The 25,613-nt window shown below is 66.5% G+C and carries 25 protein-coding genes; 16 read left to right on the forward strand and 9 right to left on the reverse strand.

Annotated elements, in window-relative coordinates; genetic code table 11:
• Positions 1-67: 67 nt before the first annotated feature.
• Positions 68-751: a TetR/AcrR family transcriptional regulator gene (locus tag AC5JDC_RS28555; RefSeq protein WP_495846832.1), complete on the reverse strand. Its 684-nt coding sequence runs from the start codon at positions 749-751 to the stop codon at positions 68-70.
• Positions 752-913: 162 nt separating this feature from the next.
• On the opposite strand from AC5JDC_RS28555, the gene AC5JDC_RS28560 reads away from it, so the two are divergent.
• The 15 genes from AC5JDC_RS28560 (at position 914) to AC5JDC_RS28630 (ending at position 16,622) form a co-directional block, all read left to right on the forward strand.
• On the forward strand, positions 914-1,819 hold the full coding sequence (locus AC5JDC_RS28560) for a shikimate dehydrogenase (protein ID WP_495846834.1): 906 nt from the start codon (positions 914-916) through the stop codon (positions 1,817-1,819).
• On the forward strand, positions 1,816-2,706 hold the full coding sequence (locus AC5JDC_RS28565; RefSeq protein WP_495846836.1) for an SMP-30/gluconolactonase/LRE family protein: 891 nt from the start codon (positions 1,816-1,818) through the stop codon (positions 2,704-2,706). Before AC5JDC_RS28560 ends, AC5JDC_RS28565 begins: the two co-directional genes overlap by 4 nt.
• 16 nt (positions 2,707-2,722) lie before the next feature.
• Positions 2,723-3,709 carry a TRAP transporter substrate-binding protein DctP gene (gene dctP, locus AC5JDC_RS28570; RefSeq protein WP_495846838.1) on the forward strand — a complete coding sequence of 329 codons (987 nt, stop codon included), beginning with the start codon at positions 2,723-2,725 and terminating at the stop codon, positions 3,707-3,709.
• Positions 3,710-3,749: 40 nt separating this feature from the next.
• Positions 3,750-4,736, forward strand: a complete 987-nt coding sequence (gene dctP, locus AC5JDC_RS28575) for a TRAP transporter substrate-binding protein DctP (protein WP_495846840.1) — start codon at positions 3,750-3,752, stop codon at positions 4,734-4,736.
• A 78-nt stretch (positions 4,737-4,814) separates the two neighbouring features.
• Complete coding sequence (locus AC5JDC_RS28580) at positions 4,815-5,333, forward strand: TRAP transporter small permease (protein WP_495846842.1); 519 nt, start codon at positions 4,815-4,817, stop codon at positions 5,331-5,333.
• Positions 5,330-6,631, forward strand: a complete 1,302-nt coding sequence (locus AC5JDC_RS28585; protein WP_106770548.1) for a TRAP transporter large permease — start codon at positions 5,330-5,332, stop codon at positions 6,629-6,631. The genes AC5JDC_RS28580 and AC5JDC_RS28585 overlap by 4 nt, the downstream gene beginning before the upstream one ends.
• A 3-nt stretch (positions 6,632-6,634) precedes the next feature.
• Positions 6,635-7,072, forward strand: a complete 438-nt coding sequence (locus tag AC5JDC_RS28590) for a type II 3-dehydroquinate dehydratase (RefSeq protein ID WP_106770547.1) — start codon at positions 6,635-6,637, stop codon at positions 7,070-7,072.
• Between the two features lie 80 nt (positions 7,073-7,152).
• On the forward strand, positions 7,153-7,986 hold the full coding sequence (locus tag AC5JDC_RS28595) for a cyclase family protein (RefSeq protein WP_106770546.1): 834 nt from the start codon (positions 7,153-7,155) through the stop codon (positions 7,984-7,986).
• Between the two features lie 453 nt (positions 7,987-8,439).
• Positions 8,440-9,570 (forward strand): transporter substrate-binding protein, encoded by a 1,131-nt coding sequence (locus AC5JDC_RS28600; RefSeq protein WP_495846845.1) that lies wholly within the window; start codon positions 8,440-8,442, stop codon positions 9,568-9,570.
• Positions 9,570-10,181, forward strand: coding sequence for an ANTAR domain-containing response regulator (locus AC5JDC_RS28605; protein ID WP_106770544.1), 612 nt, complete (start codon positions 9,570-9,572; stop codon positions 10,179-10,181). The genes AC5JDC_RS28600 and AC5JDC_RS28605 overlap by 1 nt, the downstream gene beginning before the upstream one ends.
• Positions 10,159-11,064: an ABC transporter permease gene (locus AC5JDC_RS28610; RefSeq protein ID WP_106770543.1), complete on the forward strand. Its 906-nt coding sequence runs from the start codon at positions 10,159-10,161 to the stop codon at positions 11,062-11,064. The genes AC5JDC_RS28605 and AC5JDC_RS28610 overlap by 23 nt, the downstream gene beginning before the upstream one ends.
• Positions 11,061-11,981, forward strand: coding sequence for an ABC transporter permease (locus tag AC5JDC_RS28615; protein ID WP_495846848.1), 921 nt, complete (start codon positions 11,061-11,063; stop codon positions 11,979-11,981). Before AC5JDC_RS28610 ends, AC5JDC_RS28615 begins: the two co-directional genes overlap by 4 nt.
• A gap of 34 nt (positions 11,982-12,015) precedes the next feature.
• Positions 12,016-13,662, forward strand: a complete 1,647-nt coding sequence (locus AC5JDC_RS28620; protein WP_495846850.1) for an ABC transporter substrate-binding protein — start codon at positions 12,016-12,018, stop codon at positions 13,660-13,662.
• Positions 13,652-14,596 carry an acetamidase/formamidase family protein gene (locus AC5JDC_RS28625; protein WP_495846852.1) on the forward strand — a complete coding sequence of 315 codons (945 nt, stop codon included), beginning with the start codon at positions 13,652-13,654 and terminating at the stop codon, positions 14,594-14,596. Before AC5JDC_RS28620 ends, AC5JDC_RS28625 begins: the two co-directional genes overlap by 11 nt.
• A 259-nt stretch (positions 14,597-14,855) precedes the next feature.
• Positions 14,856-16,622: an ABC transporter ATP-binding protein gene (locus tag AC5JDC_RS28630; RefSeq protein ID WP_495846854.1), complete on the forward strand. Its 1,767-nt coding sequence runs from the start codon at positions 14,856-14,858 to the stop codon at positions 16,620-16,622.
• Between the two features lie 18 nt (positions 16,623-16,640).
• On the opposite strand, the gene AC5JDC_RS28635 is transcribed toward AC5JDC_RS28630, so the two are convergent.
• From AC5JDC_RS28635 to AC5JDC_RS28645, 3 genes are read right to left on the reverse strand one after another with little or no spacing between them, the layout of a single operon-like run.
• A complete protein-coding gene (locus AC5JDC_RS28635) occupies positions 16,641-17,549 on the reverse strand; it encodes an amidohydrolase family protein (RefSeq protein ID WP_495846856.1) in 909 nt (302 codons plus the stop codon).
• A gap of 6 nt (positions 17,550-17,555) precedes the next feature.
• Positions 17,556-18,497, reverse strand: coding sequence for a threonine ammonia-lyase (locus tag AC5JDC_RS28640; RefSeq protein WP_495846858.1), 942 nt, complete (start codon positions 18,495-18,497; stop codon positions 17,556-17,558).
• Positions 18,494-19,507 (reverse strand): succinylglutamate desuccinylase/aspartoacylase family protein, encoded by a 1,014-nt coding sequence (locus tag AC5JDC_RS28645; protein ID WP_495846860.1) that lies wholly within the window; start codon positions 19,505-19,507, stop codon positions 18,494-18,496. The genes AC5JDC_RS28640 and AC5JDC_RS28645 overlap by 4 nt, the downstream gene beginning before the upstream one ends.
• Positions 19,508-19,654: 147 nt before the next feature.
• Here AC5JDC_RS28645 and AC5JDC_RS28650 point away from each other — a divergent pair, with 147 nt between their 5' ends.
• Positions 19,655-20,482 (forward strand): IclR family transcriptional regulator, encoded by an 828-nt coding sequence (locus AC5JDC_RS28650; protein WP_495846862.1) that lies wholly within the window; start codon positions 19,655-19,657, stop codon positions 20,480-20,482.
• A gap of 170 nt (positions 20,483-20,652) precedes the next feature.
• Here AC5JDC_RS28650 and AC5JDC_RS28655 read toward each other — a convergent pair whose 3' ends face one another.
• The 5 genes from AC5JDC_RS28655 to AC5JDC_RS28675 all read right to left on the reverse strand — a co-directional run bounded on the left by AC5JDC_RS28655 (position 20,653) and on the right by AC5JDC_RS28675 (position 25,446).
• Positions 20,653-21,612 (reverse strand): ABC transporter permease, encoded by a 960-nt coding sequence (locus AC5JDC_RS28655; protein WP_495846864.1) that lies wholly within the window; start codon positions 21,610-21,612, stop codon positions 20,653-20,655.
• Positions 21,612-22,601, reverse strand: coding sequence for an ABC transporter permease (locus AC5JDC_RS28660; RefSeq protein ID WP_495846866.1), 990 nt, complete (start codon positions 22,599-22,601; stop codon positions 21,612-21,614). The genes AC5JDC_RS28655 and AC5JDC_RS28660 overlap by 1 nt, the downstream gene beginning before the upstream one ends.
• On the reverse strand, positions 22,598-23,344 hold the full coding sequence (locus AC5JDC_RS28665; protein WP_495846868.1) for an ATP-binding cassette domain-containing protein: 747 nt from the start codon (positions 23,342-23,344) through the stop codon (positions 22,598-22,600). Before AC5JDC_RS28665 ends, AC5JDC_RS28660 begins: the two co-directional genes overlap by 4 nt.
• Positions 23,337-24,074 carry an ATP-binding cassette domain-containing protein gene (locus tag AC5JDC_RS28670; RefSeq protein WP_495846870.1) on the reverse strand — a complete coding sequence of 246 codons (738 nt, stop codon included), beginning with the start codon at positions 24,072-24,074 and terminating at the stop codon, positions 23,337-23,339. Before AC5JDC_RS28670 ends, AC5JDC_RS28665 begins: the two co-directional genes overlap by 8 nt.
• Before the next feature lie 163 nt (positions 24,075-24,237).
• Positions 24,238-25,446, reverse strand: coding sequence for a substrate-binding domain-containing protein (locus AC5JDC_RS28675; protein WP_495846872.1), 1,209 nt, complete (start codon positions 25,444-25,446; stop codon positions 24,238-24,240).
• Positions 25,447-25,613 lie beyond the last annotated feature (167 nt).

Consider the following 25,613-nt stretch of genomic DNA (forward strand, 5'->3'; position numbering starts at 1 on the left):
ACGAACCAGTTCGTACATTATTAGTGCAAGGCTCGTTGACCGACAAGAGGGGAGGGCTACTCCTGGTCTATTCGGCGGGCGCCCCGTCTTTCGCAACGAAACGCAGCAGCATTTCGACTGTGTTGCGCTTCAGCCGTTCGAGCTGGGCCGGCGCGCCGAAATCCCGGCCGAAGATCATAGAGAAGGTGGCGCGGTTGGAGACGTTGAAGAAGCACAGCGCGCTGATCTGCCAGTGCAGCTCGACCGGGTCCAGTCCGGGCCGGAACACGCCTTCCTCGACGCCGTGCGAATAGATGCGTGCGATGTGGTCGATGGCCGTGACATTGAGTTCGCGGATCGCCTTCGACTGTTCGAGATACTGGCCGTGATGGATGTTCTCGATCATCACCATGCGGATGAATTCCTCATGCCGATGGTGGTGGTCGAAGGTGAACTCGACCAGCCTGGTCAGCGCCGCCACCGGCGAAAGGCCTTCGATGTCGAGCTGCGCCTCGCCCTCGCGCACCTGCCGGTAGGCGTTCTCCAGCGCGTGCAGATAGAGCCCCTCCTTGTCGCCGAAATAATAGTAGATCATGCGCTTGCTGAAGCGTGTGCGCGCCGCGATCTCGTCGATGCGCGCTCCCGACAGGCCGTTCAGGGCGAATTCCTTGGAGGCGATCTCCAGGATGTTGCGGCGTGTTCCCTCGGGGTCCTGCGCGCGCGTCGCGCCCGTTTCCTGCTTCGGCTTCCGCTGCTTGCTGTCTAAGGCCATGCATTTTCCGATCCACCGGCGGCGGCCGGCAATTGACTATACTAACTAGTTCGTACAATATCCACGGAACGGGATCGCCTTTCTTATCGGCGGTGCCCGCGAGAACACAAGGGCACTTGGGCAGCGTGCCCCGAAGTGACCCGCCTGGGAGGATTGCCTGGAATGGCCGACAGCCTTGTCGACCTGCTGGGTCGGCTCGTCGCCGATCATCATGGAGCCGGGCCTGATGGCGACAGGGTCGTCATCGGCCTGGTGGGGCGCGGCATCCAGGCCTCGCGCACGCCCGGCATGCATGAGCGCGAGGCCCGGCGTCTCGGCATCGACTATTCCTATCTCCTGCTCGATTTCGACCGGCTGGGGCTGCCGGACGAGACTTTGGGCGAGGTCGTGCGGGCCGCACGGGCCGCCGGATTCCAGGGCCTCAACGTCACCCATCCCTTCAAGCAGGCGGTCATCCCTGCGCTGGATGCCCTGTCGCCCGAGGCGCGAGCTGTCGGCGCGGTGAACACGGTTGTGTTCGGCGATGGGGGCGGGACGGGCCACAACACCGACAGCTGGGGTTTTGCCGAAAGTTTCCGCGAAGCTATGCCCGGCGCCGCCATGGACCGCGTCGCCATGTTCGGTGCCGGTGGCGCCGGTGCCGCGGTGGCGCATGCCCTGCTGGAGTTGGGCACCGCGCGGCTGTCGGTGGTCGACAGCGACGCTGGCCGCGCCCGCGAGCTCGTGGCGCGGATGGGGGTCCTGTTCGGCGACCGCGTCCAGGCGAGCCAGGATGCTGCCGCAGCGGTGCGCGAAGCAACAGGCATCGTCAACACGACGCCCGTCGGCATGGCGAAGTATCCGGGAACGCCCTTCGACACGGCTCTGCTCACGCCAGACAAATGGGTTGCCGACATCATCTATTTTCCCGCCGAAACGGAATTGCTGCGGGCGGCCCGGGCGATCGGCTGCCGTACGCTGCCGGGCATCGGCATGGCGATCTATCAAGCAGTCCGCGCCTTCGAGCTTTTCACCGGCCGGCCGGCCGACCGCCACGCCATGGCCGACCATTTCGAGGCGGCAGCATGAACGTGATGGCGCCGATCTCCCGAATCGAATGCGTCGTCCACGGCGGCGACCGCCTCGGCGAAACGCCGCTGTGGTGCGATCGGACCGACACGCTCTCGTGGATCGACATTGAAGACCCGCGACTGCATACCTTCGACTCCGCCACCGGAGCACATGCGACAGTGGCGCTGCCCGGCACCTTCGCCGGCACGCAGGCACTGACCAAGGCAGGCGACAGGCTGCTGGCGGAGGACCTGACGCTCTACGCCCGCGATCCCGACACCGGCTACCGCTGCGACCTGATCACCTTCGAGCAGGGGCTCGACAACAGGCTCAACGATGGGCGGGTGGACGCGCGCGGGCGCTTCTGGGTCGGCACCATGGACAACGGCCTGACCCGCCCCATCGGCGCGCTCTACCGCGTCGATCCGGACGGCACGGCGACTTGCATGGAGCGCGACGTCGTCGTCTCGAACGGCATCGCCTTCTCGCCGGACGGGCGCACGCTCTACTTCACCGACACGCGCCGCTACACGAGCTATGCCTACGATCTCGACATCGATGACGGCGTGATCACCAACCGCCGCATCTTCGCCGACTACTCCGCGACGCGCGATCGCCCCGATGGCGCCTGCGTGGACGCCGACGGATGTGTCTGGGCCGCCTTTTTTGCCGGAGGCCGCATCGTGCGATACCGCCCCGACGGGCGCATCGACCGGACGATCCCCCTGCCGGTCACCAATCCCACCTGCCTGGCTTTCGGCGGACCGGATCTCAGGACACTCTACGTGACGACAGCTCGAAAATTCCTCACGTCCGGGCAACTCGCCGCCGAGCCGCTGGCGGGCTCGCTGCTGGCGATTGAAGAGGCAGGGCAGGGACTGCCGGAGCATCGCTTCGGCTCGTGAAGACAGGAGGAGACGGATGATTTCCATGACGAGACGGCTGCTGCTGGCGGGCGCCGCCGCGCTCGGCCTGATGGGTAGCGCGGGCGAGGCACTGGCGGAGCCGGTCAAGCTGCGCTTCGCCGATTCCACCACGGCCGACGCCCCGCGCTCGCAGGCCCTCATCAACATCTTCGCCAAGGAACTCGGCCCGGATTTCGTCTTCGAACCCTATTTCGGCTCGACCCTGTACAAGCAGGGTACCGAGATCGTCGCGGTGCAACGCGGAAACCTCGAGATGGCGCTGATGCCGCCGTCCGATTTCGCCAAGCAGGTGCCGGCATTCTCGATCCTCACCGCCGCCTATCTGGTGCGCGACCCGGCGCACCTCAAGGCGATCTTCGACGGCGAGGTCGGCGCCGAGTTCAGGAAGCTGGCGCGCGACGAGATTGGCGTGGTGGTCCTGGCTCCGGCCTATTACGGCGCCCGCCACGTCAACCTGAAAGGCGACAGGAAAATCATGAAGCCGGAGGACCTGGCCGGCGTGAAACTGCGCATGCCGGGTGGCGAGGCCTGGCAGTTTCTCGGCGAATCGATCGGCGCCAATCCGGTCGCGATGGACTATGCCGAGGTCTACACCGGCTTGCAGACGGGCGCGATCGACGCGCAGGACAACCCGCTGCCGAACAACAAGCTGATGAAGTTCCACGAGGTAACCGACCAGATCGTGCTCACTGGCCACAATGTCGGCTTCGGCCTGCTGATGGTCAGCGCCAAAGTGTTCGATGCGCTGACCCCCGACCAGCAGAAGAAGATGCAGGACGCCGCTAACGCCGCCTTCGCCTGGAGCGATGCGGAGTACATCAAGCAGGAGGCCGAGCTCGTCGAGTTCTTCAAGGCGCAGGGACTGGACGTCTACACGCCGGACGTCTCCGCGTTCCGCGCCTATTCCAACAGGAAATACCTGGAATCGCCGCTGTCGAAGGATTGGCCGGCCGGCATGGTCGACCGCATCAACGCGCTCTGAGGGGAGCGCGAACCGCAACACCAAGATGGGAGGAAATGACATGAGACTGCAATCGACCCGCCGCCAGTTCCTGGCGGCAACCGGACTTCTCACCGCGGCGGCCGCTTTCCCTGCCTTGGCGCAGGACAAGCCGAAGCTGCGCTTCTCGGCCGTGTTTTCCGACCAAGACATCCGCGCCGAAATGATGAAGACGTTCGCCGAGGCCGTCGCTGACGACTTCGCCTTCGAAGGCTACTATGGCGGCAACCTGTTCAAGCAGGGCACCGAGCTGGTCGCCATCCAGCGCGGCAATCTGGAGATGGGCAACATCGCGCCGCAGGACATCTCAAAGCAGATTCCGGCCTGGTCGATCGTGACGGCGGGTTACCTGTTCCGCGATGCCGCGCATCTCAAGGCCTTCTTCGCCAGCGATGCCGGAGCCGAGCTGAAGAAGATGACCGAGGACCAGCTCGGCGTGAAGATTCTCGGCCCTACCTATTTCGGCGTGCGTCAGGTCGGGCTGAAGCCGGACAAGGAGATCAAGACCCCCGCCGATCTCGCCGGCGTCAAGCTGCGCATGCCGGGCGGCGACGCCTGGCAGTTCCTGGGGACGGCTCTGGGTGCCAATCCCACGCCCATGGCCTATGCGGAGGTCTATACCGGTCTGCAGACGGGCGCCATCGACGGGCAGGACAATCCGCTGCCCAATGTCGAGAACATGAAGTTCTACGAGGTGATGAGCCAGATCGTGCTGACCGCGCATCTCGTCGGCTTCGACCTGCTTAGCATATCGAAGAAGGTCTGGGACGAGATGGGCGCCGACAAGCAGGCGAAGGTCCAGGCGGCGGCGGACAAGGCGATCGACTTCTCGACCGAAAAACATCTCGCCCGCGAGAAGGAGCTGGTCGAGACCTTCAAGGCGAAGGGCCTGAAGATCTACGAGCCGGACGTCACCGCGTTCCGCAAGCACGTGCAGGAGCAGTATCTCGTCTCCGACCTCGCCAAGGACTGGCCGGCAGGAATGGTCGACAAGATCAATGCCATGTGAGCTGATCGTGCGGGGCCGGCGCCTGCCGCCCCGCATTCCTGCCATCGCGGCCAGGCGCCGCGCCACTGGATTGGACGCATGAACCCGGGACTGAGCCGACTGGGCGGCTGGCTTTACCGCCGCGCGGAGAACGTGCTGGCCGCGATGCTGGCGGTCATGTTCTTCGCATTTCTTCTGCAGATTTTCTTTCGCTACGTGATGAACTGGCCGACCGGCTGGACCAACGAGCTTTCCGCCATCCTCTGGATCTGGATGGTGCTCTGGGGGGCGGCCTTCGTCCTCACCGAGCAGGAGGAGATGCGTTTCGACCTGATCTACGCGTCGGTCGGGCCAAGGGTGCGCAGCGCCATGTTCCTGATATCGGCTTGCGCCCTTGTCACCCTCTACGCCGTCTCCTTTCCGGCGGTGTTCGACTACGTCTCCTTCATGAAGGTCGAGAAGAGCGCCTATCTGAAACTGCGCTTCGACTGGCTGTTTTCCATCTACGTCATTTTCGTCATCGCCATCATCGTTCGCTACCTGTGGCTTTCCTGGCAGGTGCTGCGCGGGTCTGCGCCCGACGAGTTCGACCCGACCAAGGCGGGATCCGGCGTATGACGATCGCCAGTCCCTTTTCCATCGCCATCGTCGCGATCACGGCGCTGGCGCTGCTCGGACTGCCGGTCGGGCACGCGATGATCGCCGGCTCGATCCTCTATCTGCTGCTGGCCGGCCTCGACATGGGCACTGTCGCCGAGCAGTTCCTCAACGGCATGTACTCCAATTACATCATCCTGGCCGTGCCGCTGTTCATCCTGGCCGCCGAGCTGATGAACATCGGCTCGATGACCGAACGGCTGATGACCTTCTGCAACGCCATCGTCGGCCGCTTCCGCGGTGGCCTGGCGCAGGTCAACGTGCTGCAGTCGATCATCTTCGCCGGCATGTCGGGCTCGGCCATCGCCGATGCCGCCGGCTCAGGCAAGATCATGCAGAACATGATGACGGCGGACGGCAAATATCCCGCCAGCTACGCCGCGGCGCTGACGGCGGCGACCTCGGTCATCGGGCCCATCATCCCCCCCTCCATACCGATGATCATCTACGCGCTCGTCTCGGACGCATCGATCGGTTACCTGTTCCTCGGCGGCGTCGTCCCCGGCCTGCTGATGGCGCTGTCGCAAATGATCCTGGTCGGCATCCATGCGCGCGCCCGCAACTTCCCGGTCGAGCCGCCGACGCCGCTGCGCAAGATTCCGGGCATCACCTGGCGGGCCCTGCCGGCGCTTCTGATGCCGGTCGTGCTGCTCGGCGGCATCTATTCCGGAATCACGACGCCGACCGAGGCGGCAGCCGTCGCCGCCGCCTACGCGCTGCTGATCTCGGTGGTGCTCTACCGGAGCGTCAGCTTCGCCGAGTTCTACCGTTCGATCCTCGCCAGCGCCCGCACCACCGCCTCGATCGGCATGCTGATCGCGGGGGCGCTGGTGTTCAACTATGTGGTGACCGTCGAGAACATCCCGCATGCGTTGAGCGCCGTCCTTACCAACTGGGACCTGTCGCCGACCGGATTCCTCATCCTCGTCAACGTCGTCCTGCTGCTGCTGGGCTGCGTCCTCGAGGGAACGACGATCATCCTCGTTATCCTGCCGGTGTTCATACCGACGGCGAATGCACTGGGTATCGACCTCGTCCATTTCGGCGTCATGTGCGTGGTCAACATCATGCTCGGCCTGGTGACGCCACCTTACGGCCTGCTGCTGTTCATCATGACCCGCATCGCCAAGGTGCCGCTCCGGGATATCGTACGCGACGTGCTGCCGTTCCTCTATGCCATGATCGGCGCGCTCGTTCTCATCACCTTCTTTCCGTCGCTGGTGCTGTGGCTGCCGCGACTGCTCGGCTATCAGGGGTAAGTCATGAGCAAGACGCCGATCTTCGTCCTCAATGGACCCAACCTCAATCGCCTCGGCATGCGCGAGCCGGAGATCTACGGAACGACGACGCTGGCCGAGATCGAGCAGATGTGCCGGGAGGCTGCGGATGGTTGGACGGTTCGCTTCCACCAGTCGAATTTCGAGGGTGAAATCGTGAACTGGATCCATGAGGCAGTCGATGCCGGCTCAGGCATCGTGATCAATCCCGCGGGCCTGAGCTTTACCTCGATCCCGATACTCGACGCGCTGAAGATGTCCGCCCATCCCATCGTCGAGCTGCACATCTCGAACATCCACCGTCGCGAGGAAATCTACCACAGATCCCTCGTGTCGAAGGTCGCCACCGCGGTGATCGCGGGCCTCGGCCCGCGCGGTTACGCCGTGGCGGTGAGATCTCTCAAACAGCTCATGGAAGGGTGAATGCTCCTCGCAAAGGGGCGTTAGCACGCATGGATAAACTAAATAGTTAGTATAGAATCGACAATGGGGTGGAGAAACCAATGTGTCCTCCGGGATGTCTACATTCGATCTGTGAACAAGCTACACGAAGAGGCCTTCTGAAAACCGGCTTCACGCTGGGTCTGGGCGCTGCCGCTGCCGCAGCCCTTCCGGCCGTGCCCCCGGCGCAGGCGGCTGCGACGAGTTTCACCGAGACGGTCGATCTCTCGCACACGCTCTACGAGGGATTTCCGACATTCAGCGGCGAGAAGTGGTTCACGGTGGAACAGCTCGTCACTTTCGCCAAGGACAGGGTGAACCTCAATCGCTGGACGATCGTCGAGCATAGTGGAACGCACATGGATGCGCCGATACACTTCTCGGCGGATGGGATGACTGCGGATCTGATCCCGATCAGGGATCTCATCGTGCCGATCGCGGTCATAAACATCTCGGCGCGCGCGGCCGAGGACGCGGATACCGCGCTCACGCCCGACGACATCAAAGGCTGGGAGTCGAAAAACGGTCCGCTTCCCGAGGGTTGTTGCGTCGTCATGAATTCCGGCTGGCACAAGCTCGTCGGCGACCCAAAATTCACCGGGAACGACAACGAAAAAAAGAACCACACACCTGGCTTCCATATCGAAGCAGCGCAATTCCTGATGAGCGAGCGTAACGTCAAGGGCATAGGTGTCGATACGCTGTCCCTGGACACAGGATTGAATTCCGGCGGGCAATTTCCCGTCCATTACGAATGGCTGGGCAGCGGCCGTTGGGGCGTCGAATGCCTGGCGAATCTGGACGCCATCCCCGAGACAGGGGCACGTCTGTTCCTGGGAATTCCCAAGGTCAAGGGAGCTACGGGCGGACCGACCCGGGCGATAGCCCTTATCTAGGAAGCCGTCCTGAAACCCGGCCGTCGGGTGAATGGCCGGGTTCGGGCGTGGTTCCGAGCGGTCGTCGACGCCTCGGACCGAAACGGACTTCCCGGGCACGGCTGCCGGCGTGCCCGACCGCTGAAAGACGCGATTGATCCTCTGGATCGATAAATGCGACTTGCGCCGGGCCGGGCGGCACCGTTTCGATCCGGCTGGACGGTTCGCTCGGTCCAGTCGCAAGAAGACCAAGGCCAGCCGGCTCTCGAGCGGCGGCGTCGCGATGGCCGACGTCGCCCGGCCGGCCGGCACGTCGATTGGCCCCCCGGCAAGCAACAACGCTCTTGACTGCCGCCCGGGCAGGAATAGGGTAGGTGGGAAATACCGGCCCCGGATGCCGGACGGCACACATGCCTCGCTAGCCCCGCCTCATCCTGGCGACGGCTGCGGGGCATTTTCGTTTTCAGGCGGCCCGTGAAGAAGCAAATCGAGATAGGCATCCTTTATGCGCGCTCCGGCACCTACCGGCTGATCTCGGAGGCGTGCAGGACGGGCGCCCTGAGCGCCATCGCCGATGTGAACGCCGATCCCGCCGGCGCCTTCGAACTGGTGCCGGTCGAGCGCGACCCGAAAGGCAATATCGACCAATACGCGCCGCTCTGCGACGACATCCTGCGCAGCAGCGGCGCCCGGCATGTCGTCGGCTGCGTCACTTCGTGGAGCCGCAAGGAGACGATCCCGGTCCTCGAAAAGGCCGGCGCGACGCTCTGGTACGCCTGCCCCTATGAGGGGTTCGAGGCGAACGAGCACGTCGTCTACATGCACGCCTGCCCGAACCAGCATCTCGTGCCGCTGCTGGCCCACGTCGTTCCCCGGCACGGCGCCGACGGATTTCTGCTCGGCTCGAACTACATCTGGGGCTGGGAGACGAACCGCGTTGCCCGCGACCTGATCGCCGACGCCGGCGGGAAAGTCCTCGGCGAGCGCTACCTCCCGATCGGCGAGGCCGACGTGCAGCGGCTGGTCGACGAGATCCGGGCGACGCGGCCGGACTTCATCCTCAACAACCTGATCGGCACCTCGTCCTATGCCTTCTTCGAGGCCTATGCCCGGCTCGCCCTCGAGGACCCGCATTTCGCACCGGAGCGGTGCCCGCTGCTGTCCTGCAACCTGTCCGAATGCGAGCTGCCGGCCATCGGCGAGGCCGGCCGCGGGCATCTGTCGGCGGGTCCGTATTTCCACAAGCCCGCCGGCGGCCCTTCCGTCTACGGCGCGTTGTTCTCCGGCCGGCCCGCTCCGGCCTCCTCCTTCGAAGCCGCGGTCTACGCCTCCGTGCAGGTCCTGGCGCAGGTGCTCGCGGCGAAGCCGGACGCCGGCTTTGCCGATCTGCCGGAGATATTCCGCAGCCGCGTCTTCGAGACTCCTTTCGGCCGGACAAGCATCGATCCGCAGACGCAGCACGCCACCCTGCCGGTCGAGATCGGCCGCATCGCCGGTCAGGCCTTCGAGACGGTGAGCCGCATCGATGCCGTGGCGCCCGATCCGTATCTCTCGCGCTACGACCGCACCGGTACCTTCCGGCGGCCGCGACTGAAGGTGGTGTGATGAGCCGGGTCTCCCGCATCCCCAACCTGGGCGGCGCCAAGGCATTCGTCCTGCACCGGCCGCACCCCACCGTGGCGGCGATCATGCGCCAGTTGACGGCGATCGGGCTCGAGGCGACCGAGTGCTGGCCCGAGCTGCCGCCGGAGGCCCTGGCGGCCGACTTCGTGTTCTTCGACGTCGATTTCGGCTTCGACGAGCAGTTTCCCTGGCGTCCCGGGGAGGCGCCGATGCCGCTGATCGCGCTGATCGGCTCGGAGGCGCCGGGCCGTATCGAATGGGCGCTATCGCACAAGGCCGACGCGCAACTGCTGAAGCCGATCGGCAATGCCGGTGTCTACAGCGCCCTGCTGATCGCGCGCCAGTCCTTCGGCGCGCGCCGGCGGCTGGCCGACGAGATCGCAGCGCTGCAGGCGCGCGTGGCGGAACGGCAGACGATCGTGCGCGCCGTCGCCGCGCTCACGACGCAGGGCGTGGACGACGACAGGGCCTATGCGCAGCTGCGTTCGCTCGCCATGAGCTGGCAGATCAGCATGGAGGAAGCGGCACGCCGCGTCGTCGCCATGACGCGGCCGGACGAGAGGGAGGGCGATGACCATTCCCATCTCGCCTGACGTCGGCGCTGCTGCGACCGCGATCCGGCCCCGGACCGGCGTTTGGCGCGCCCTGCTGCGGCGCAGGCTGGCATTGCTCGGCCTGCTGGTCATCGTCGCCACGATCGGCGCGGCTATCCTCGCGCCCTGGCTCACGCCCTACGATCCCAATGAGCAGATGTTCGACGGATTGACGCTGGAAGGCGCGCCGCTGCCGCCGAGCGCGCAATTCTGGCTCGGCACCGATCTGCTCGGCCGCGACCTCGCCACCCGCATCCTTTATGGCGCGCGCACCTCCCTCATCATCGGCATCGTCGCCAACGGCGCCGCGCTGCTGATCGGCACGCTGGTCGGCGTGACGGCCGGGTTCTTTCGCGGCTGGATCGGCGGCGTCCTCATGCGCTTCACCGATCTGATGATGGCGTTCCCCGCCTTGCTGCTCGCCATCTGCCTGGCCGCCATCCTGCAGCCCAGCCTGTGGATCGTGGCGCTGGTGATCGCGCTGGTGAACTGGGTGCAGACGGCACGCGTCCTCTACACGGAGACGAGCTCGCTCGCCGAACGCGAATTCATCGACGCCGAGCGGACGCTGGGCGCCGGCACGCCGCGCATCCTGTTCCGTCATATTCTGCCGCATCTCCTGCCGACGATCATCGTGTGGGGAACGCTCGGCATCTCGACCACGGTGCTGCTCGAGGCGACGCTCTCCTATCTCGGCATCGGGGTGCAGCCGCCGACAGCGTCGTGGGGCAACATCATCTTCGAGAACCAGACCTATTTCCAGGCGGCACCCTGGTTGGTCTTTTTCCCGGGCGCGGCAATCCTGGCGCTGGCGCTCGCCTTCAATCTCGTCGGCGACGCCTTGCGCGACGTGCTCGATCCGACGCAGCGGGGCCAGGCATGATCGCCTATCTCAGCCGCCGTCTCGTCCAGTCCGCGCTCATTCTGCTCGGCGTGTCGATCATCACCTTCGCGCTGCTCTATCTCCTGCCTGCCGACCCGGTGCGCCAGATCGCCGGCCGCAGCGCCACCCCGGAGACGGTGGAGAACATCCGCCGCCAGCTCGGCCTCGACCAGCCCTTCTTCGTCCAGTACTGGCGCCATCTGCTGAATCTGCTCAGCGGCGATCTCGGCCGCTCTTATATCCAGCGCTCGCAGGTCAGCGAACTGATCGTGTCGCGGCTGCCGGCGAGCCTGCTGCTGATGCTCGGCGCCATCCTATGCGAGCTGGCGATCGGCTTGACGATGGGCATCGTCGCGGCGGTCAAGCGCGGCAGCGCCACCGACCAGGCCCTGATGGTAGGCTCCTTCGTCGGCGTGTCGGCGCCGCAATTCGTCGTCGGGCTGCTGCTGCTCTACGTCTTCGCGGTGCGGTTCGGCTGGTTTCCGATCGGCGGTTACGGGACCTGGCGCCATCTCGTGCTGCCGTCGCTGACGCTGGGCGTGCTCGGCGCCGGCTGGTATTCGCGCATGATGCGCTCGTCGATGATCGACGTGCTGCGCCAGGACTACATGCGCACCGCCCGCGCCAAGGGGCTCGCCCGCGGCACCATCCTTTTCCGCCATGCCCTGCCCAACGCCATCCTGCCGGTGATCGCCATGATCGGCATCGACGTCGGCATCTTCATGGGCGGCATCGTCGTGGTGGAAAGCGTGTTCGGCTGGCCGGGCATCGGCCAGCTCGCCTGGCAGGCGATCCAGCGCGTCGACATTCCGATCATCATGGGCGTCACGCTGGTTTCGGCCTGCGCCATCGTGCTCGGCAACCTGCTGGCCGACATCGTCGCGCCGTTCATCGATCCGCGCATAAAGCTGCGTTGAGTAAGAGAACCACAATGAAGAAGGGAACACTGGCATGAAAACCTATCTGGCTTCCACCGTGGCCGCATCGGCGCTTGCGCTGATGCTCGCGCTCTCTCCGGCCAAGGCGCAGGAGGAAAATCTCGATCCCAGCGCCAAGGCGGGCGGCGAGGTCGTGATCACCTACAAGGACGACGTGGCAACCCTCGACCCGGCCATCGGCTACGACTGGCAGAACTGGTCGATGATCAAGAGCCTTTACGACGGGTTGATGGACTACGAACCCGGAACCACCAACCTGCGGCCCGACCTGGCGGAGAGCTACGAGATTTCGCCGGACGGCAAGACCTTCACCTTCAAGCTGCGCAAGGGGGTGAAATTCCACAACGGCCGCGAGATGACGGCGGACGACGTCAAGTACTCGCTCGACCGCGTCACCAACCCGAAGACGCAGAGCCCCGGCGCCGGCTTCTTCGCCTCGATCGTAGGCTTCGAGGACGTCGCCGCCGGCAAGTCCGAGAGCCTGTCCGGCGTCACCGTCGTCGATCCGTCGACGGTGAAGATCGAGCTGTCACGCCCCGACGCCACCTTCCTGCACGTCATGGCGATCAATTTTTCACACGTTGTGCCGAAGGAGGCGGTCGAGCAGCACGGCGCCGATTTCGGCAAGAACCCGGTCGGCACCGGCGCCTACAGGATGGCGGAGTGGACGCTCGGCCAGCGGCTCGTCTTCGAGCGCAACCCGGATCATTGGCGCAAGGGCCTGCCCTATCTCGACAAGATCACCTTCGAGATCGGCCAGGAGCCTATCGTCGCGCTGCTGCGCCTGCAGAAGGGCGAGGTCGACATTCCGGGCGACGGCATCCCGCCGGCGAAATTCCAGGAGGTGATGAACGATCCCGAGCAGAAGGCGCGCGTCGTGGTCGGCGGCCAGCTCCACACCGGCTACGTCACCATGAACACCACCATGGCGCCGTTCGACAACGTCAAGGTTCGCCAGGCCGTCAACATGGCGATCAACAAGGACCGCATCGTCCAGCTTATCAACAACCGCGCCGTGCCGGCCAACCAGCCGCTGCCGCCGTCCATGCCGGGCTACGACAAGGCCTTCAAGGGTTATGCCTATGAGCCGGAGAAGGCCAAGGCCCTGCTCGCCGAAGCCGGCCATCCCGACGGCTTCGAGACGGAGCTGTTCGTCATGAACACCGATCCCAACCCGCGCATCGCCCAGGCGATCCAGCAGGATCTCGCGGCCATCGGCATCAAGGCAAGCCTGCAGTCGCTGGCGCAGGCCAATGTCATCGCCGCCGGCGGCGACAAAGCCGGCGCCCCGATGATCTGGTCCGGCGGCATGGCCTGGATCGCCGACTTCCCCGATCCGTCCAACTTCTACGGCCCGATCCTGGGCTGCGGCGGCGCGGTGCCGGGCGGCTGGAACTGGGCCTGGTACTGCAACGAGGATCTCGACAAGAAGGCTGCGGAAGCAGACTCCATCGTCGATCCGGCCAAGGCCGAGGAGCGCTACAAGCTGTGGAGCGAGATCTACGGCAAGGTCATGGAGGACGCGCCCTGGGCGCCGGTGTTCAACGAGCAGCGCTTCACCATGAAGTCGCCGCGCATGGGCGGTGCCGACAACCTCTATGTCGACCCGGTCCACATCCCGATCAACTACGACTACGTGTATGTGAACGATGTGCAATAACTGCGACTACACCATCCACGGGCGCAATCATCATTTCGGCTGGGACAACTCGTTTGTCCCAGCCGAGCGGGTGGCACCGGGCTCGACCATCGAATTCGAGTGCCTGGACTCGTCCGGCGGCCAGTTCGATGCCGACAGCACCGTCGTCGACGTGCCGAAGCTCGACTTCGCCAGGGTCAACCCGGTCACCGGCCCGATCTTCGTCGAGGGGGCGGAGCCGGGCGACGCGCTCAAGATCACCATCGAGCAGTTCAAACCGTCCGGCTTCGGCTGGACGGCGAACATTCCGGGCTTCGGCCTGCTTGCCGACGATTTCACGGAACCGGCGCTGAACATCTGGAAATACGATGCGTCTTCACTGGAGCCCGCCCTGTTCGGCAAAAACGCGCGGGTCCCCCTGAAGCCGTTCGCCGGCACCATCGGCAACGCGCCGGCGGAGGCGGGCCTCCATTCCGTCGTGCCGCCGCGCCGCATGGGCGGCAATCTCGATATCCGCGATCTCGCGGCCGGCACCGTGCTCTACCTGCCGGTCGAGGTCGCCGGAGCCCTGTTCTCGGTCGGCGACACGCACGCCGCGCAGGGCGACGGCGAGGTCTGCGGCACGGCGATCGAAAGCCCGATGAACGCGGTGCTCACCATCGACCTGGTCAAGGACGCGCGGCTGCGGTTCCCGCGCTTCACCACGCCGGGTCCGGTGACGCGCCATCTGGACGCGAAGGGCTACCAAGTGACGACAGGCGTCGGGCCGGACCTGATGAGCGGCGCGAAAGCCGCGGTTTCGCAGATGGTCGATCTGCTCGCCGGCCGCTACGGCCTCGACCCGGTCGAGGCCTACATGCTCGGCTCGGTCTGCGGCGATCTCAGGATCAGCGAGATCGTCGACATGCCCAACTGGGTGGTGTCGTTCTATTTCCCGCGTGTCGTGTTCGAATGATGACGGTTGCGTGTCCAGACACCTTGGGGGATTGCAGGTTAATCGTTGATCGCCCGCATCCCTTCGCACCCCCCTCTGTCCTGCCGGATATCTTCCCCGCAAGGGGGGAGATTGGCAGCTTCGATTTTGCCGCTCGTCCTGCAAGATTGGAGATTGGCGAAAGCGGAGTTGACAGCCAATCTCCCCCCTTGCGGGGGAGATGTCCGGCAGGACAGAGGGGGGTGCGAAGGAATACCGACTTCGGCGGGTGGCCGTCCTGATGACAGCCGCCCCCATCCTCACCGTATCCAACCTCACCGTCTCCGTCCGCGGCGAGGAGGGCGAGCGCGAGGTCGTGTCCGACCTCTCCTTCGCCTTGCAAAAAGGCGAGACGCTCTGCATCGTCGGCGAATCCGGGTCCGGCAAGTCGATGACCTCGCTCGCCATCATGGGGCTGCTGCCGCGGCCGGCGGCCCGGATAAAATCAGGGACGATCCGGCTCGGCGACACCGAGCTGACCGCGCTTGACGAAGGCCGCATGCGCCGCATACGCGGCGACCGCATCGCCATGATCTTCCAGGAGCCGATGACCTCGCTGAACCCGGTGCTGACGATCGGCCGGCAGCTCATGGAGGCGATCGAGGCGCACACCGCGCTGCCGCGCAACGAAGCGCGCCGAAAGGCGATCGAGGCGCTGAACGCGGTGCGCATCCCCGCGGCCGAAAGCCGGCTGAAGCAATATCCGCATGAGCTCTCGGGCGGCATGCGCCAGCGCGTCATGATCGCCATGGCGCTCGCCTTGCAGCCGGACGTGCTGATCGCCGACGAGCCGACCACGGCGCTCGACGTCACCGTACAGGGCGAGGTGCTCGAGCTGCTGCGCGACCTGCAGCGCGAGAACGGCACCAGCGTCATCCTGATCACCCACGACATGGGCGTCGTCGCGGAGATGGCGGATCGCGTCATCATCATGCGGCACGGCCGCATGGTCGAAACGGGCAGGGCGCTCGACATCTTCGCCCGCCCCCGGGCAGACTACACGCGCGAGTTGCTGGCGGCGGTGCCGCGCATCGGCAAGGGCCGCGAAGGCGGTGCGGCGGGCGGCGCGACAGGCTTCAGCTCCCAACCCGAAACCTCCCGCAACGTGGCCGAAGTGCGCGACCTGCATGTCCGCTTCGATCTGCATGGCGGCTTTTTCGGCCGCGTCGACCGGCGGGTGCATGCGGTGGAGGGGGTCAGCTTTTCCATCGCTCCGGGTGAGACGCTGTCGCTGGTGGGCGAATCCGGCTGCGGCAAGTCTACCACCGCCAAGGCGATAGCCGGGCTCGTGCCGTACACCGGCGGCATCGCGATCAACGGCCGTGACCTTGCCTCGCTCGGCGCCGCCGGGCGCAAGGCGGCGCGGCGCGACGTCCAGATGATCTTTCAGGATCCCTACGCCTCCCTCGATCCGCGCATGCGCGTGGGCGACCTCGTCGCCGAGCCGCTGGTCATCCATAGGATCGGCGACAGCGACGAGCGGCAGGCAAGGGTTGCCGCCCTGTTCGAGCGCGTCGGCCTTTCGCCCGAGCACATGGACCGCTATCCCCACGAATTCTCCGGCGGGCAGAGGCAGCGCATCTGCATCGCGCGGGCGCTGGCGCTGCGGCCGAAGCTGATCGTCGCCGACGAAAGCGTATCGGCCCTCGACGTATCGGTTCAGGCGCGTGTGCTGCGGCTGCTGAAGGATCTCCAGCGCGAGTTCGGCGTGGCCTATCTGTTCATCTCGCATGACATGGCGGTCGTGGAAAACATCTCGGATCGCGTGGCGGTGATGTATCTCGGCCAGATCGTCGAGATGGGCACGCGCGATCAGGTTTTCTCCAGTCCGGGCCATCCCTACACCAAGCGGCTGATCGAGGCCGTGCCGGTCCCTGAGCCGGCGCTGCGCCGCGTCCGCTTCGCCCGGCTCGACAGCGAAATCCCGAGCGCCGTCAGGCGCGTCGGCGACGCGCCACCGAAGCTGCGCCTGCAGGACATCGGCGGCGGCCATCTGGTGGCGGCGTGAAACGGCAGGTATTGCCGGTCAGGGCTGCGGGGGATGGTCGGCCATCCGGTAGAGCGCGGCGGCGTTGTCGTGAAAGATCGCCCGCTGCTCGGCCGCCGAAAAGCGCGCCGCCACCCGCCTGAAGACGTCGATCCATTCGGCGAAGCCGATATGCAGGCCGGCGACGGGGTAGTCGCTAGCGAACATGCTGCGTGCCGGGCCGAACAGGTCGATCGCCGTCAGCATCACGTCGGCAAGGCTGTCGAAGCTCCAGTGCGGGTCATAGGCGACCGGGTCGGAGATCTTGATCGACACGTTGCCGGCCTTGGCCGCGGAAGCCAACCCGGCGCGCCAGCGTCGCATGCCGCCGGCATCCCGGTCCATCGGACTGCCGCAGTGATTGAGGATGAAGGAGATGTCCGGAAAGGTCTCGGCCAGCCTGCGCACGTCGTCGAGCTGCCAGGGCGAGACGAGCAGGTCGAAGCTGAAGCCGTAGCGGCTGAGAAAGCCGAGGTTCTGCCGCCAGACCGGGCTGGTCAAGCGATCGTTGTCGGGCAGACGCCGCTTGGCGGGATCGGGATGCCAGCTCAGGATCTCGCGGATTCCGGCCACGCGCTCGTGCGCGGCGTGCCTTTCCAGGATCCCGGCGGCGCGGGGTTCGAGCAGCGGGGCGTAGGCGACGTAGCGCGCCGCGATGCCCGCCGGCCGCTCGAGCCCGTCGAGCCATTCGGTCTCGCCCATCGGATCGGCCGGATCCCAGTTGCCCTCGACATGGACGCTGCCGACGATGCCGCAGCCAGCCGCCATCCGCGCATAATCGTCGGGGAGGAAATCGCGCCGCAGCGGCGCGATTTCGTCACCGGCCTCGCCGCTCATCAGCCACGGATGCCTGCCGAGACCGAAATCCCAGAAATGGTGGTGGGCATCGACGATCGGGCCGTCATACATGGCGGCTCAGCCGGCGAGGCCTTCGGGGCCGGCGCCGCACACCAGCGCGCAGGCGTTGCTGCCGGCTTCCAGCCTCAGCCGGCCCGTGCGCAGCGCCGCCACCGCGGCGGCGCCGCTGAGGTCGGCCGCGAGGCCGAGCTCGAACCAAAGCCAGCGCGCCGCCTCCACCATCTCCTCGTCCTCGACCAGCACGACCTCATCGATCGCGTCCTTCGACAGCGCGAACACCGCCGGCTCGGTCTTCGCGCAGGCCATGGTGGCGACCCGGGTCGTCACCTTGTCCAGCGCCACCACCGCACCGGCGGCCAGCGAGGCGTGGAAGGTCGGCGAGCCGGTCGGCTCGATGCCGACGATGCGGATGGACGGCTTCAGCGCCTTCAGCGCCACCGCCATGCCGGTGATCAGGCCGCCGCCGCCGATCGCCACGAGGACGGTGTCGAGGTCCGGCTTGTCCTCCAGCAGCTCCAGCGCCACGGTTCCCTGGCCCGCCAGCACCAGCGGATCGGCGAACGGGTGGAAATAGGCTGCGCCATGACGCTCGGCGAACGCCAGCGCATGCATATTGGTCTCGTTCCAGATCGATCCGACCACCTCGACCGTCGCGCCGAGTTTCCGCAGCTTGTCGATCTTGGCGGGGGAGGCGTTCGTCGGCACGAAAATGGTGGCGGGCACGCCGGCGATGCGCGCGGCACGCGCTACCGCGAGGCCGTGATTGCCGCCGGAAGCCGTCACGACGCCGCCGGCCAGCTCGGCCGCGGGCGTCGCCAGCAGGCGGTTCGTGGCGCCGCGCGCCTTGAACGAGCCCGTCGCCTGAAGGCATTCCAGCTTGAGCCACAGCGAGGCCTCGGTCGGCGGCCGGTCGAGCGCTGTCGCACGCAGCAACGGCGTGCGCCTGACATACGGCGCGATGCGCAGGGCTGCGGCATGGATGTCGTCGAGCGTGATCACGGTCGGTCCTCGCATTTCGACGCGACAACCATGCAGCAGTTGCCGGGCTTGACCCGGCCCGGGTGCCGGCGGCCGTAGACGATGCCGTCCGCGCCATGCACCAGTTCCTCCGGCGTCCGCTGCGGATCGGTGAGGAAGTGGATGCGCCCGGCCGGCTGCCCGGCGCTCACCGCCGCGCCGAGGTCTTGATAGGGCTCGAACACGCCGGCTTGCGTGGCCATGACATAGGAGCGCGGACCGGCAATGGCGTAGAGCGTGTCGCCTGCCGCGCTCGAAGCCGGCGCGACCTCACCTTCCAGCACACCGAGATGGGTAAGCACGTTGCGCACCCCGTCGCGGCAGATGCGCACGGCCTCCGGCGACACCGTGCCGGTGCCGGCCATCTCGGTGCCCACCGTCACCAGCCCTGCCCGGACGGCCGACGCGGTCGAGGTGCGCGGATCGCCGAAATTGGAGATCACCACGGTCATCGGCGCGCCGAAGGCCCGCACCGCCGCGCGGATCCTGCCGGCCAGCTCGGCATCCTCGGCCGGCTCGACGATGGCGCTCGGGATGATCGACAGCGACGAGCCGCCCGAATGCAGGTCGACGAAGGCGTCGGCCAGCGGAAACAGCACGTCGTTGACATAGGCGGAGAGTTGCTGGGTGATCGAGCCCAGCGGGTCGCCGGGAAAGGTGCGGTTGAAGTTCAGCCCGTCGAGCGGTGAGACCCGGCGCGCCGCCTCGACCGCCGGCGTATTGATGGCGGGCACGATGATCAGCCGGCCATTGATGTGTTCGGGCGCCAGATCCCGGATCAGTTCGCCGAGCACGATCGGCCCTTCATACTCGTCGCCGTGGTTGCCGCCCTGCAGGATCACGGTCGGTCCCGTGCCGTTGCGGATCACCGCCAGCGGCACCCGCACCACGCCCCAGGCGTCGTCATGGACCGACGACGGCAGGTTCAGGAAGCCGACCTGCTTTCCCGTCCGCTCGAAGTCGATGTCGGTGAAGCCGATGGATTGGGTCATGGCGGCCTGTCGTGGTCGGAGGCGGAGAGGCCGAACGGCCATGTTTTCCAAATATGAAAAAGCTATTTGACATAAGATACAACGGCCCCGATGCTGTCAATGACCTCATCCTGTATGGATGGGCGGACGAATCGGGACGGGTTGAAGATGGCGAAGCGGCCGACGGCGCCGGAGCGCAGCGAGGAGGTCGCCACCTACCGGGCGCCGGCGCTGGAGAAGGGCCTCGACATCCTGGAGCTTCTGGCCGGCCAGCCCGGCGGGCTAATCCTGTCGCAGATCGCCCACAGCCTCGACCGCTCCGTGCAGGAGGTCTACCGCGTCGTTGTCTCGCTGGAGCGGCGCGGCTACGTGGCGAGACGGCCGCCCTCGGACGCGTTCTTCCTGTCGATGAAGCTGTTCGACCTCGCCTGCAACCACCCGCCGACACGCATCCTGCTCGACGCGGCGCAGCCGATCCTGCAGATGCTCGCCACCCGCATCAACGAGTCGGTCATCCTGTCCGTGCTCGACGGGCTCAAGGTGCGGGTGATCGCCGTCGCCGACAACCCGGCGCCGATCGGCTTTCGCGTGCGCCTAGGCACGCAGAGCCGGTTGCTCGGCACGGCCTCCGGCCGGACCCTGCTGGCCTTCCAGAACGACAGGCAGCGCGCCGGCCTGCTCGAGGCGCTGGTCGAGGAGCATCGCGCCGCCGGCGGCGATCCCGCTCCCCTGCTGGCGCGCATCGAGCGCATCGCCGAGCGCGGCTACGAGGTCGTCGCCGACGAGACGCTCAAGGGCATCACCGACGTCAGCTTCCCCATCCTCGACGGCAGCGGCAGCGCGCAGGCCGCGCTCACCATGCCCTTCGTGCTGTGGGTGACCAACCAGGTTCGCCTCGCCGACGCCTCCCGGCATCTCTACGAAGCCGCCGTCATGCTGAACGAACAGATGGGCGGCCGGCTGCCGGTCGGCGACTTCACGCTGGACGAGGGGTGACGCTTCGCCGTTCGGCAACGAGCTTGTCTCTCTACAAGACGCCAATCGTTGATGGCTCGGCACAAGGTAAAGCCCTCCTCCCTTGAGGAGAGAGGTTAGGGGTGGGGGGTAACTGATGCGATGGCCCTTCTCCTTGAACGACCCGCCGAGAGCGATGGGCGACACCAGCGTCAGATCGTCGTCCGCACATGCGGGTCACGCCCGTAGAACGACACCAGCAGGACGATGACTGCGCCGAGAACGGCCTGCACGACCGAAGGCTGCAGCCCCAGCCCGATCAGCAACGTGTTGATCTCGGTCAATACCAGCGCGCCGGCGACAGTGCCGACATAGGAGCCGCGGCCGCCGACCAGGGCGGTGCCGCCGATGACCACGGCGGCGATCGTCTGGAAGAGGTAGGGCTGCCCGACCTCGCCATAGGCTGACCCGGTGAAGCCGAGCAGCAGGATGCCGGTGACGGCGGCGAAGCCGGCGCTGACGGCGAAGGTGATCGTCCACATGGCGATCGGATTGATCAGCGCCAGCGGCGCCGCGCGCGGATTGCTGCCGAGGGCGAAGACGCGCCGGCCATAGGGCGTGCGCGCCAGAACGACGACGATGAGAGCGGCCAGCACGACGAAGCACGGCACCAGCCACGGCACCGGCAGCACGCCCGCCGAGCCGCCGATCGAGACGAACTCCGACAGGGCGGGAGGAGCAGAGCCCGACGGAAAGCCGCCGGTCCATAGCAGCACGGTACCCTGCACGATCGTGCCGATGCCCAGCGTGACGATCAGCGGATGAAGCTTGAGGGAGGATGAGATCAGCCCGTTCACCGCCCCGACGAGGCAGGCAAGTGCGACGACCACGACGCAGACCAGCGCGAAGTTCATGCCCTGGCCGTAGAGCTGCGCGGTGACGACATTGGCGAAGCCGATCAGGAACGGGATCGACAGGTCGATGCCGCCGATGATGACCACCAGCGTCTGCCCGATCGAGGCGATGGCCAGCAGCGAGGCGAGCACCAGCATCGCCCGGATCGAGAATTCGGAGCTGTAGCCGGGGATGAGCACGGTGCCGAGCACGTGCAGGCCGACCGCCACCGCCAGCGACCCCGCGACCCGCCACTGGTCGCTCGTCCAGCGCGACATCATGCCGTCTCCTTCGCCCGGCCGAGCAATCGCTCGTGCAGCGCGGTGAGCACGATCGCCAGCACCAGCACCACGCCATAGGCGATCTGCAGCACGAAGGTCGACAGGTTGAAATAGGTGAGGGCGCTCTGTAGCAGGAAGATGTCGATCGCCCCGATCGCCGCGCCGAGTAGGCCGCCCCTGCCTCCGGCCAGGCTGACGCCGCCCAGCGCCACGGCCGAAATCGCCATGAGGGTGTAGGTCGGCCCGATCGACGGGTCGGCCGAGCCGATCAGCGCCGTCATCATCAGCGCCGCGACGCCGGCGAAGGCGCCGGTGATGACGTAGGACAGGAAACGGACCAAGGTGACCGGAATGCCCGCGGTATAGGCCGCGCGGTCGTCGCTGCCGACGGCCATCAGGTGGTCGTAGTAGGGCAGCCGCCGGATGGCGATCCAGGCCAGGAAGACGGCCGTCAGCGGCAGGATCGACAGCGGCCCGCCGAGCGCTCGCAGCCAGGCAGGCACCGTGCCGGTGGGCGCGGGCAGGATGGTCAGCGTGATGCCGATCAGGATCAGATAGGTGCCCAGCGTCGCGACGATCGGCTGGATGCGCAGCACCGTCGCCAGCACGCCGTTGCCCGCGCCCACCGCCGCCCCGATGAGGACGGCGGCCGGCACGATGATCCACGGCGTCTCGATGCCGAGGCGCTGCACCAGCACCAGCACGATCAGCGCATTGATGAAGCCCATCAGCGGCCCGACCGAGATGTCGATGCCGCCGCGTCCGCCGAGAATCGCCGGCGTCGAGGCGAGCGCCGCGCCGATCAGCGGCGCGGCAAGGCCGATCAGCGTTCCCCAGGCGCCGGGCGCAAAGCGGGCCGGGTTGACGGCGATGTTGACGGCGAGCAGCAGCACCAGCAGCACCGGGCCGAAGCCGGCCTGCTGCCATGCCGCCCGCGCCCAGCCGAAGCCGCTACCCTTGCGATCCGATCGCACAACCGCGCTCATTGCGCGCGCCCGAACATGATGGAGATGATGCGCTCGGCCGCGAGGTCGTCCCCGGTCACTGTCGACGCCACCTGCTGCTCGCGGAAGACGAGGATCCGGCGGCAGAGCAGCAGCATTTCCTCGATCTCCGTGGAGAGGATGACGAGCCCGACCCCTTCCGCTGCCAGTTCCCTGAACACCGCGTAGAGCGTCTGGCGGGTGGCGATGTCGACGCCGCGCGTCGGGTCGTTGAGCAGCAGCACATCGGGCTTGTGGGCGAGCGCGCGGGCGAGCAGCACCTTCTGCTGGTTGCCGCCCGACAGCGTCGTGATGGCGTTGCGCGGTTGTTGCGCCACGATGGAGAGCCGTTCTCGGTAGTAGTCGTAGCGCCTGCGCCGCTCGCGCCGGCTGATCAGGCCGAAACGGCGGTCCTGCCCGAGGGTCGCAATGGCGAAATTGTCCACGATCGACATCGTCGGAAAGATGCCGGTGGCGCGGCGGTCGCGCGGCAGGTAGGCGACGCCGCCGGCGATCGCCCTGCGCAGGCTGGTTACGGCATGATCGGCGCCGTGGCGTCGGGACACGACGCTGCCGGCGGCGGGCGCGTGAAGGCCGGCCAGCACTTCGATGAACCGCTCCTGCCCGTGTCCGTCCAGCCCGGCCAGGCCGACGATCTCGCCGGCGCCGACGTCGAGGTCGAAGGGCTCGGCGCCGGCCTTCAGGGCGATGCCGCGCGCCGACAGCCGCGGTTCGGCGTCAGCCATGCCGCAGCCCCCGGGCTGTCTCGGGAGCCATCAGCGCCAGCAGCTCGTCCGGCTTCAGAGCCTCGCGCGTCAGCGTGCGCACCACCCGCCCGCTGCGCAGCACGGTGACCTGGTCCGACAGCGACATCACCTCGTCCATCCTGTGCGTGATGAAGATCACCAGCCGGCCCTCGGCCGCCTGGCCGCGCATAAGCGCGAAGACCGCCTCGCGGTCGGCGAAATCCAGCGCCGCGGTCACCTCGTCGAGGATGAGCACGCGCGGCTCGCGCAGCAGCGCGCGGGCAAGCACCACCAGCTGCTGCGCGGCAAGCGGCAGGTCGGCGGCGAGCGCATCCAGCGGCACAGGCGACACGGCGAAGCGGCCAAGCACGCGTGAGGCGGTCTGGCGCCGCTGGCTCCGCGGTATCAGCCGGCTGAACAGGCCGTCATAGCCGAGCAGCACGTTGTCGACGACGGTGCGGTCCGGCGCGATCAGCACCTCCTGGAACACCGTGGCGAAACCGGCGGCCCTGAAACCGCGCGGATCGCGGGCGGCGATGTCGCGTCCCTCCAGCCGGACCGCGCCGCGGTCCGTCGACACGATGCCGCTCAGCAGCTTGACCAGCGTGCTCTTGCCGGAGCCGTTCTCGCCGAGGATCGTATGGATCGTGCCCGGCCTGAACGAGATCGACGCGCCGTCGAGGGCGACGGTCTCGCCGTAGCGCTTGGAGAGATCGACGATGTCAAGCATTCACACCCCATGGCGGGAACGACCACGCTACGATACCGCACCATTCGCGGTCCGCACCCACCCCGCGCCGTTTCCCACAAGAGAACAAATGCCCGCCCATCGAGGGCGGGCATTTGCCGGGATGTCGAGGTCGGGCCCGCGACCCCGACAATCCAGGCTGGCGCTAATTCGCGGCGCAGGGATCCGGCGTCTGGCCGTAGTCGAAGAGGGGAACGGCGGCCGGCTTGGCGAAATAGGCGTCCATCATCGGGTCGGGCAACGGATCCTGCGGCGCGACCGGGAACACCGAAACCGCGTCCTTTGTCATGCAGGAGGCGTACCATTTGTCGAGTTCGGCCTGCTTCACTTCCGGCACCGGCACCATGATGATGTTGAGCTTCGGCTGCTGGCCCTCCAGTACCCGCACCCCGACGCGGAACAGCGTCTGCGCGGTCCAGGACGGCATCAGCGCGCCGCCGGTGAACTTGAACTTGTCCGGGTTGTCCTTCCAGTAGCCGAGCGCGTCGCCGGAAATGCTGCCCGAGACCAGCGGAACAGGCCTCCCGGCCTGCTCAAATGCTTCGTCGACGATGCGTGCCTCGCTGCCCGAGGTCCAGACCGCGTCGATCGGCTGCGGATTGGTGGCGAGCACCTGCAGCACCACCGTTTTTGTGACGTTGGGCGACCAGTTGCCGTTGACGTCGCGCACCACCTTGACATCCGGGGCCTCGGCGAAGGCCTTGTCGGCGCCGACGCGCTGCTGCGCCACCAGCGGGCTGCCGGCGATGCCCTCGACACGCAGCACGTTGCCCTTGCCGCCGAGCCCGTCGACGATGCCCTTGGCAAGGTCGTAGCCGAACTTCACGTAGTTGGAATCGACATTGACCGCATAGGGGCTGGTGACCGCGCCGGCACCGGTGACGAACGGTATTCCCGCCTTGTGGGCGGCCTCGATCGCCTCGTTCAGCGCCGTCGAAGAACCGGCGAAGGAGGTGATGATGCTGCACTTCTTGTCGATGAAGGCCCGGACCTGCGCGATCTGCTGGCTGGTGTCGCCGTTGGAATCCGACATCTCGAAATCGGACACCCAGCCTTCCTTCTGGTAGAGGCCGACCAGGCGCTTCAGCTCGTTGGTGACCGAAACGCGCCAGGGATTGCCCTGGTACGATTCCGAATGGCACCATTTCCACGGTTTCGGCGGTGCCTTGAAGTCGTCGAAGGCGGCGGGCTGCACGGTGTCCTCGACGCCGGTATAGAGCGCCTTGATGTCGTCGGGCAGCGTGGCGAAGGAAGGCGGCAGTTCGGCCGCCCCGGCGCTGCTCGCCGCTGCCAGCATTCCGCCGGCCAATGCCATCGCGACCACGCCTGCGGCCGACCTTGCCTGCCTCTTCATTCCCTTTGCCTCCTCTTCCCGGGAAAGAATATGTGCCCGCTGCGGGCCGCTCATACCGGACATCTCGCTTCTTTTTCGTATTTGAGAAATCCTGTTCATATGAGATAGATTGCCTGCGGGACTGTCAACTGGAATATTGGAACGGTTCTGGCCGTTCCGGGAACGTT

Source organism: Kumtagia sp. (assembly GCF_059502445.1).

Excerpts from the sequence above, each read along its gene's own strand:
- AC5JDC_RS28585 (WP_106770548.1), top strand. The coding sequence starts at position 5,330 with ATGACGATCGCCAGTCCCTTTTCCATCGCCATCGTCGCGATCACGGCG.
- AC5JDC_RS28605 (WP_106770544.1), top strand. The coding sequence starts at position 9,570 with ATGAGCCGGGTCTCCCGCATCCCCAACCTGGGCGGCGCCAAGGCATTC.
- AC5JDC_RS28650 (WP_495846862.1), top strand. The coding sequence starts at position 19,655 with ATGGCGAAGCGGCCGACGGCGCCGGAGCGCAGCGAGGAGGTCGCCACC.
- AC5JDC_RS28635 (WP_495846856.1), bottom strand. The coding sequence starts at position 17,549 with ATGTATGACGGCCCGATCGTCGATGCCCACCACCATTTCTGGGATTTC.
- AC5JDC_RS28625 (WP_495846852.1), top strand. The coding sequence starts at position 13,652 with ATGTGCAATAACTGCGACTACACCATCCACGGGCGCAATCATCATTTC.
- AC5JDC_RS28615 (WP_495846848.1), top strand. The coding sequence starts at position 11,061 with ATGATCGCCTATCTCAGCCGCCGTCTCGTCCAGTCCGCGCTCATTCTG.
- AC5JDC_RS28670 (WP_495846870.1), bottom strand. The coding sequence starts at position 24,074 with ATGCTTGACATCGTCGATCTCTCCAAGCGCTACGGCGAGACCGTCGCC.
- AC5JDC_RS28595 (WP_106770546.1), top strand. The coding sequence starts at position 7,153 with ATGTGTCCTCCGGGATGTCTACATTCGATCTGTGAACAAGCTACACGA.
- AC5JDC_RS28675 (WP_495846872.1), bottom strand. The coding sequence starts at position 25,446 with ATGAAGAGGCAGGCAAGGTCGGCCGCAGGCGTGGTCGCGATGGCATTG.
- AC5JDC_RS28655 (WP_495846864.1), bottom strand. The coding sequence starts at position 21,612 with ATGTCGCGCTGGACGAGCGACCAGTGGCGGGTCGCGGGGTCGCTGGCG.
- AC5JDC_RS28565 (WP_495846836.1), top strand. The coding sequence starts at position 1,816 with ATGAACGTGATGGCGCCGATCTCCCGAATCGAATGCGTCGTCCACGGC.
- AC5JDC_RS28630 (WP_495846854.1), top strand. The coding sequence starts at position 14,856 with ATGACAGCCGCCCCCATCCTCACCGTATCCAACCTCACCGTCTCCGTC.
- dctP (WP_495846840.1), top strand. The coding sequence starts at position 3,750 with ATGAGACTGCAATCGACCCGCCGCCAGTTCCTGGCGGCAACCGGACTT.
- AC5JDC_RS28580 (WP_495846842.1), top strand. The coding sequence starts at position 4,815 with ATGAACCCGGGACTGAGCCGACTGGGCGGCTGGCTTTACCGCCGCGCG.
- AC5JDC_RS28620 (WP_495846850.1), top strand. The coding sequence starts at position 12,016 with ATGAAAACCTATCTGGCTTCCACCGTGGCCGCATCGGCGCTTGCGCTG.
- AC5JDC_RS28645 (WP_495846860.1), bottom strand. The coding sequence starts at position 19,507 with ATGACCCAATCCATCGGCTTCACCGACATCGACTTCGAGCGGACGGGA.
- dctP (WP_495846838.1), top strand. The coding sequence starts at position 2,723 with ATGATTTCCATGACGAGACGGCTGCTGCTGGCGGGCGCCGCCGCGCTC.
- AC5JDC_RS28590 (WP_106770547.1), top strand. The coding sequence starts at position 6,635 with ATGAGCAAGACGCCGATCTTCGTCCTCAATGGACCCAACCTCAATCGC.
- AC5JDC_RS28555 (WP_495846832.1), bottom strand. The coding sequence starts at position 751 with ATGGCCTTAGACAGCAAGCAGCGGAAGCCGAAGCAGGAAACGGGCGCG.
- AC5JDC_RS28610 (WP_106770543.1), top strand. The coding sequence starts at position 10,159 with ATGACCATTCCCATCTCGCCTGACGTCGGCGCTGCTGCGACCGCGATC.
- AC5JDC_RS28665 (WP_495846868.1), bottom strand. The coding sequence starts at position 23,344 with ATGGCTGACGCCGAACCGCGGCTGTCGGCGCGCGGCATCGCCCTGAAG.
- AC5JDC_RS28660 (WP_495846866.1), bottom strand. The coding sequence starts at position 22,601 with ATGAGCGCGGTTGTGCGATCGGATCGCAAGGGTAGCGGCTTCGGCTGG.
- AC5JDC_RS28560 (WP_495846834.1), top strand. The coding sequence starts at position 914 with ATGGCCGACAGCCTTGTCGACCTGCTGGGTCGGCTCGTCGCCGATCAT.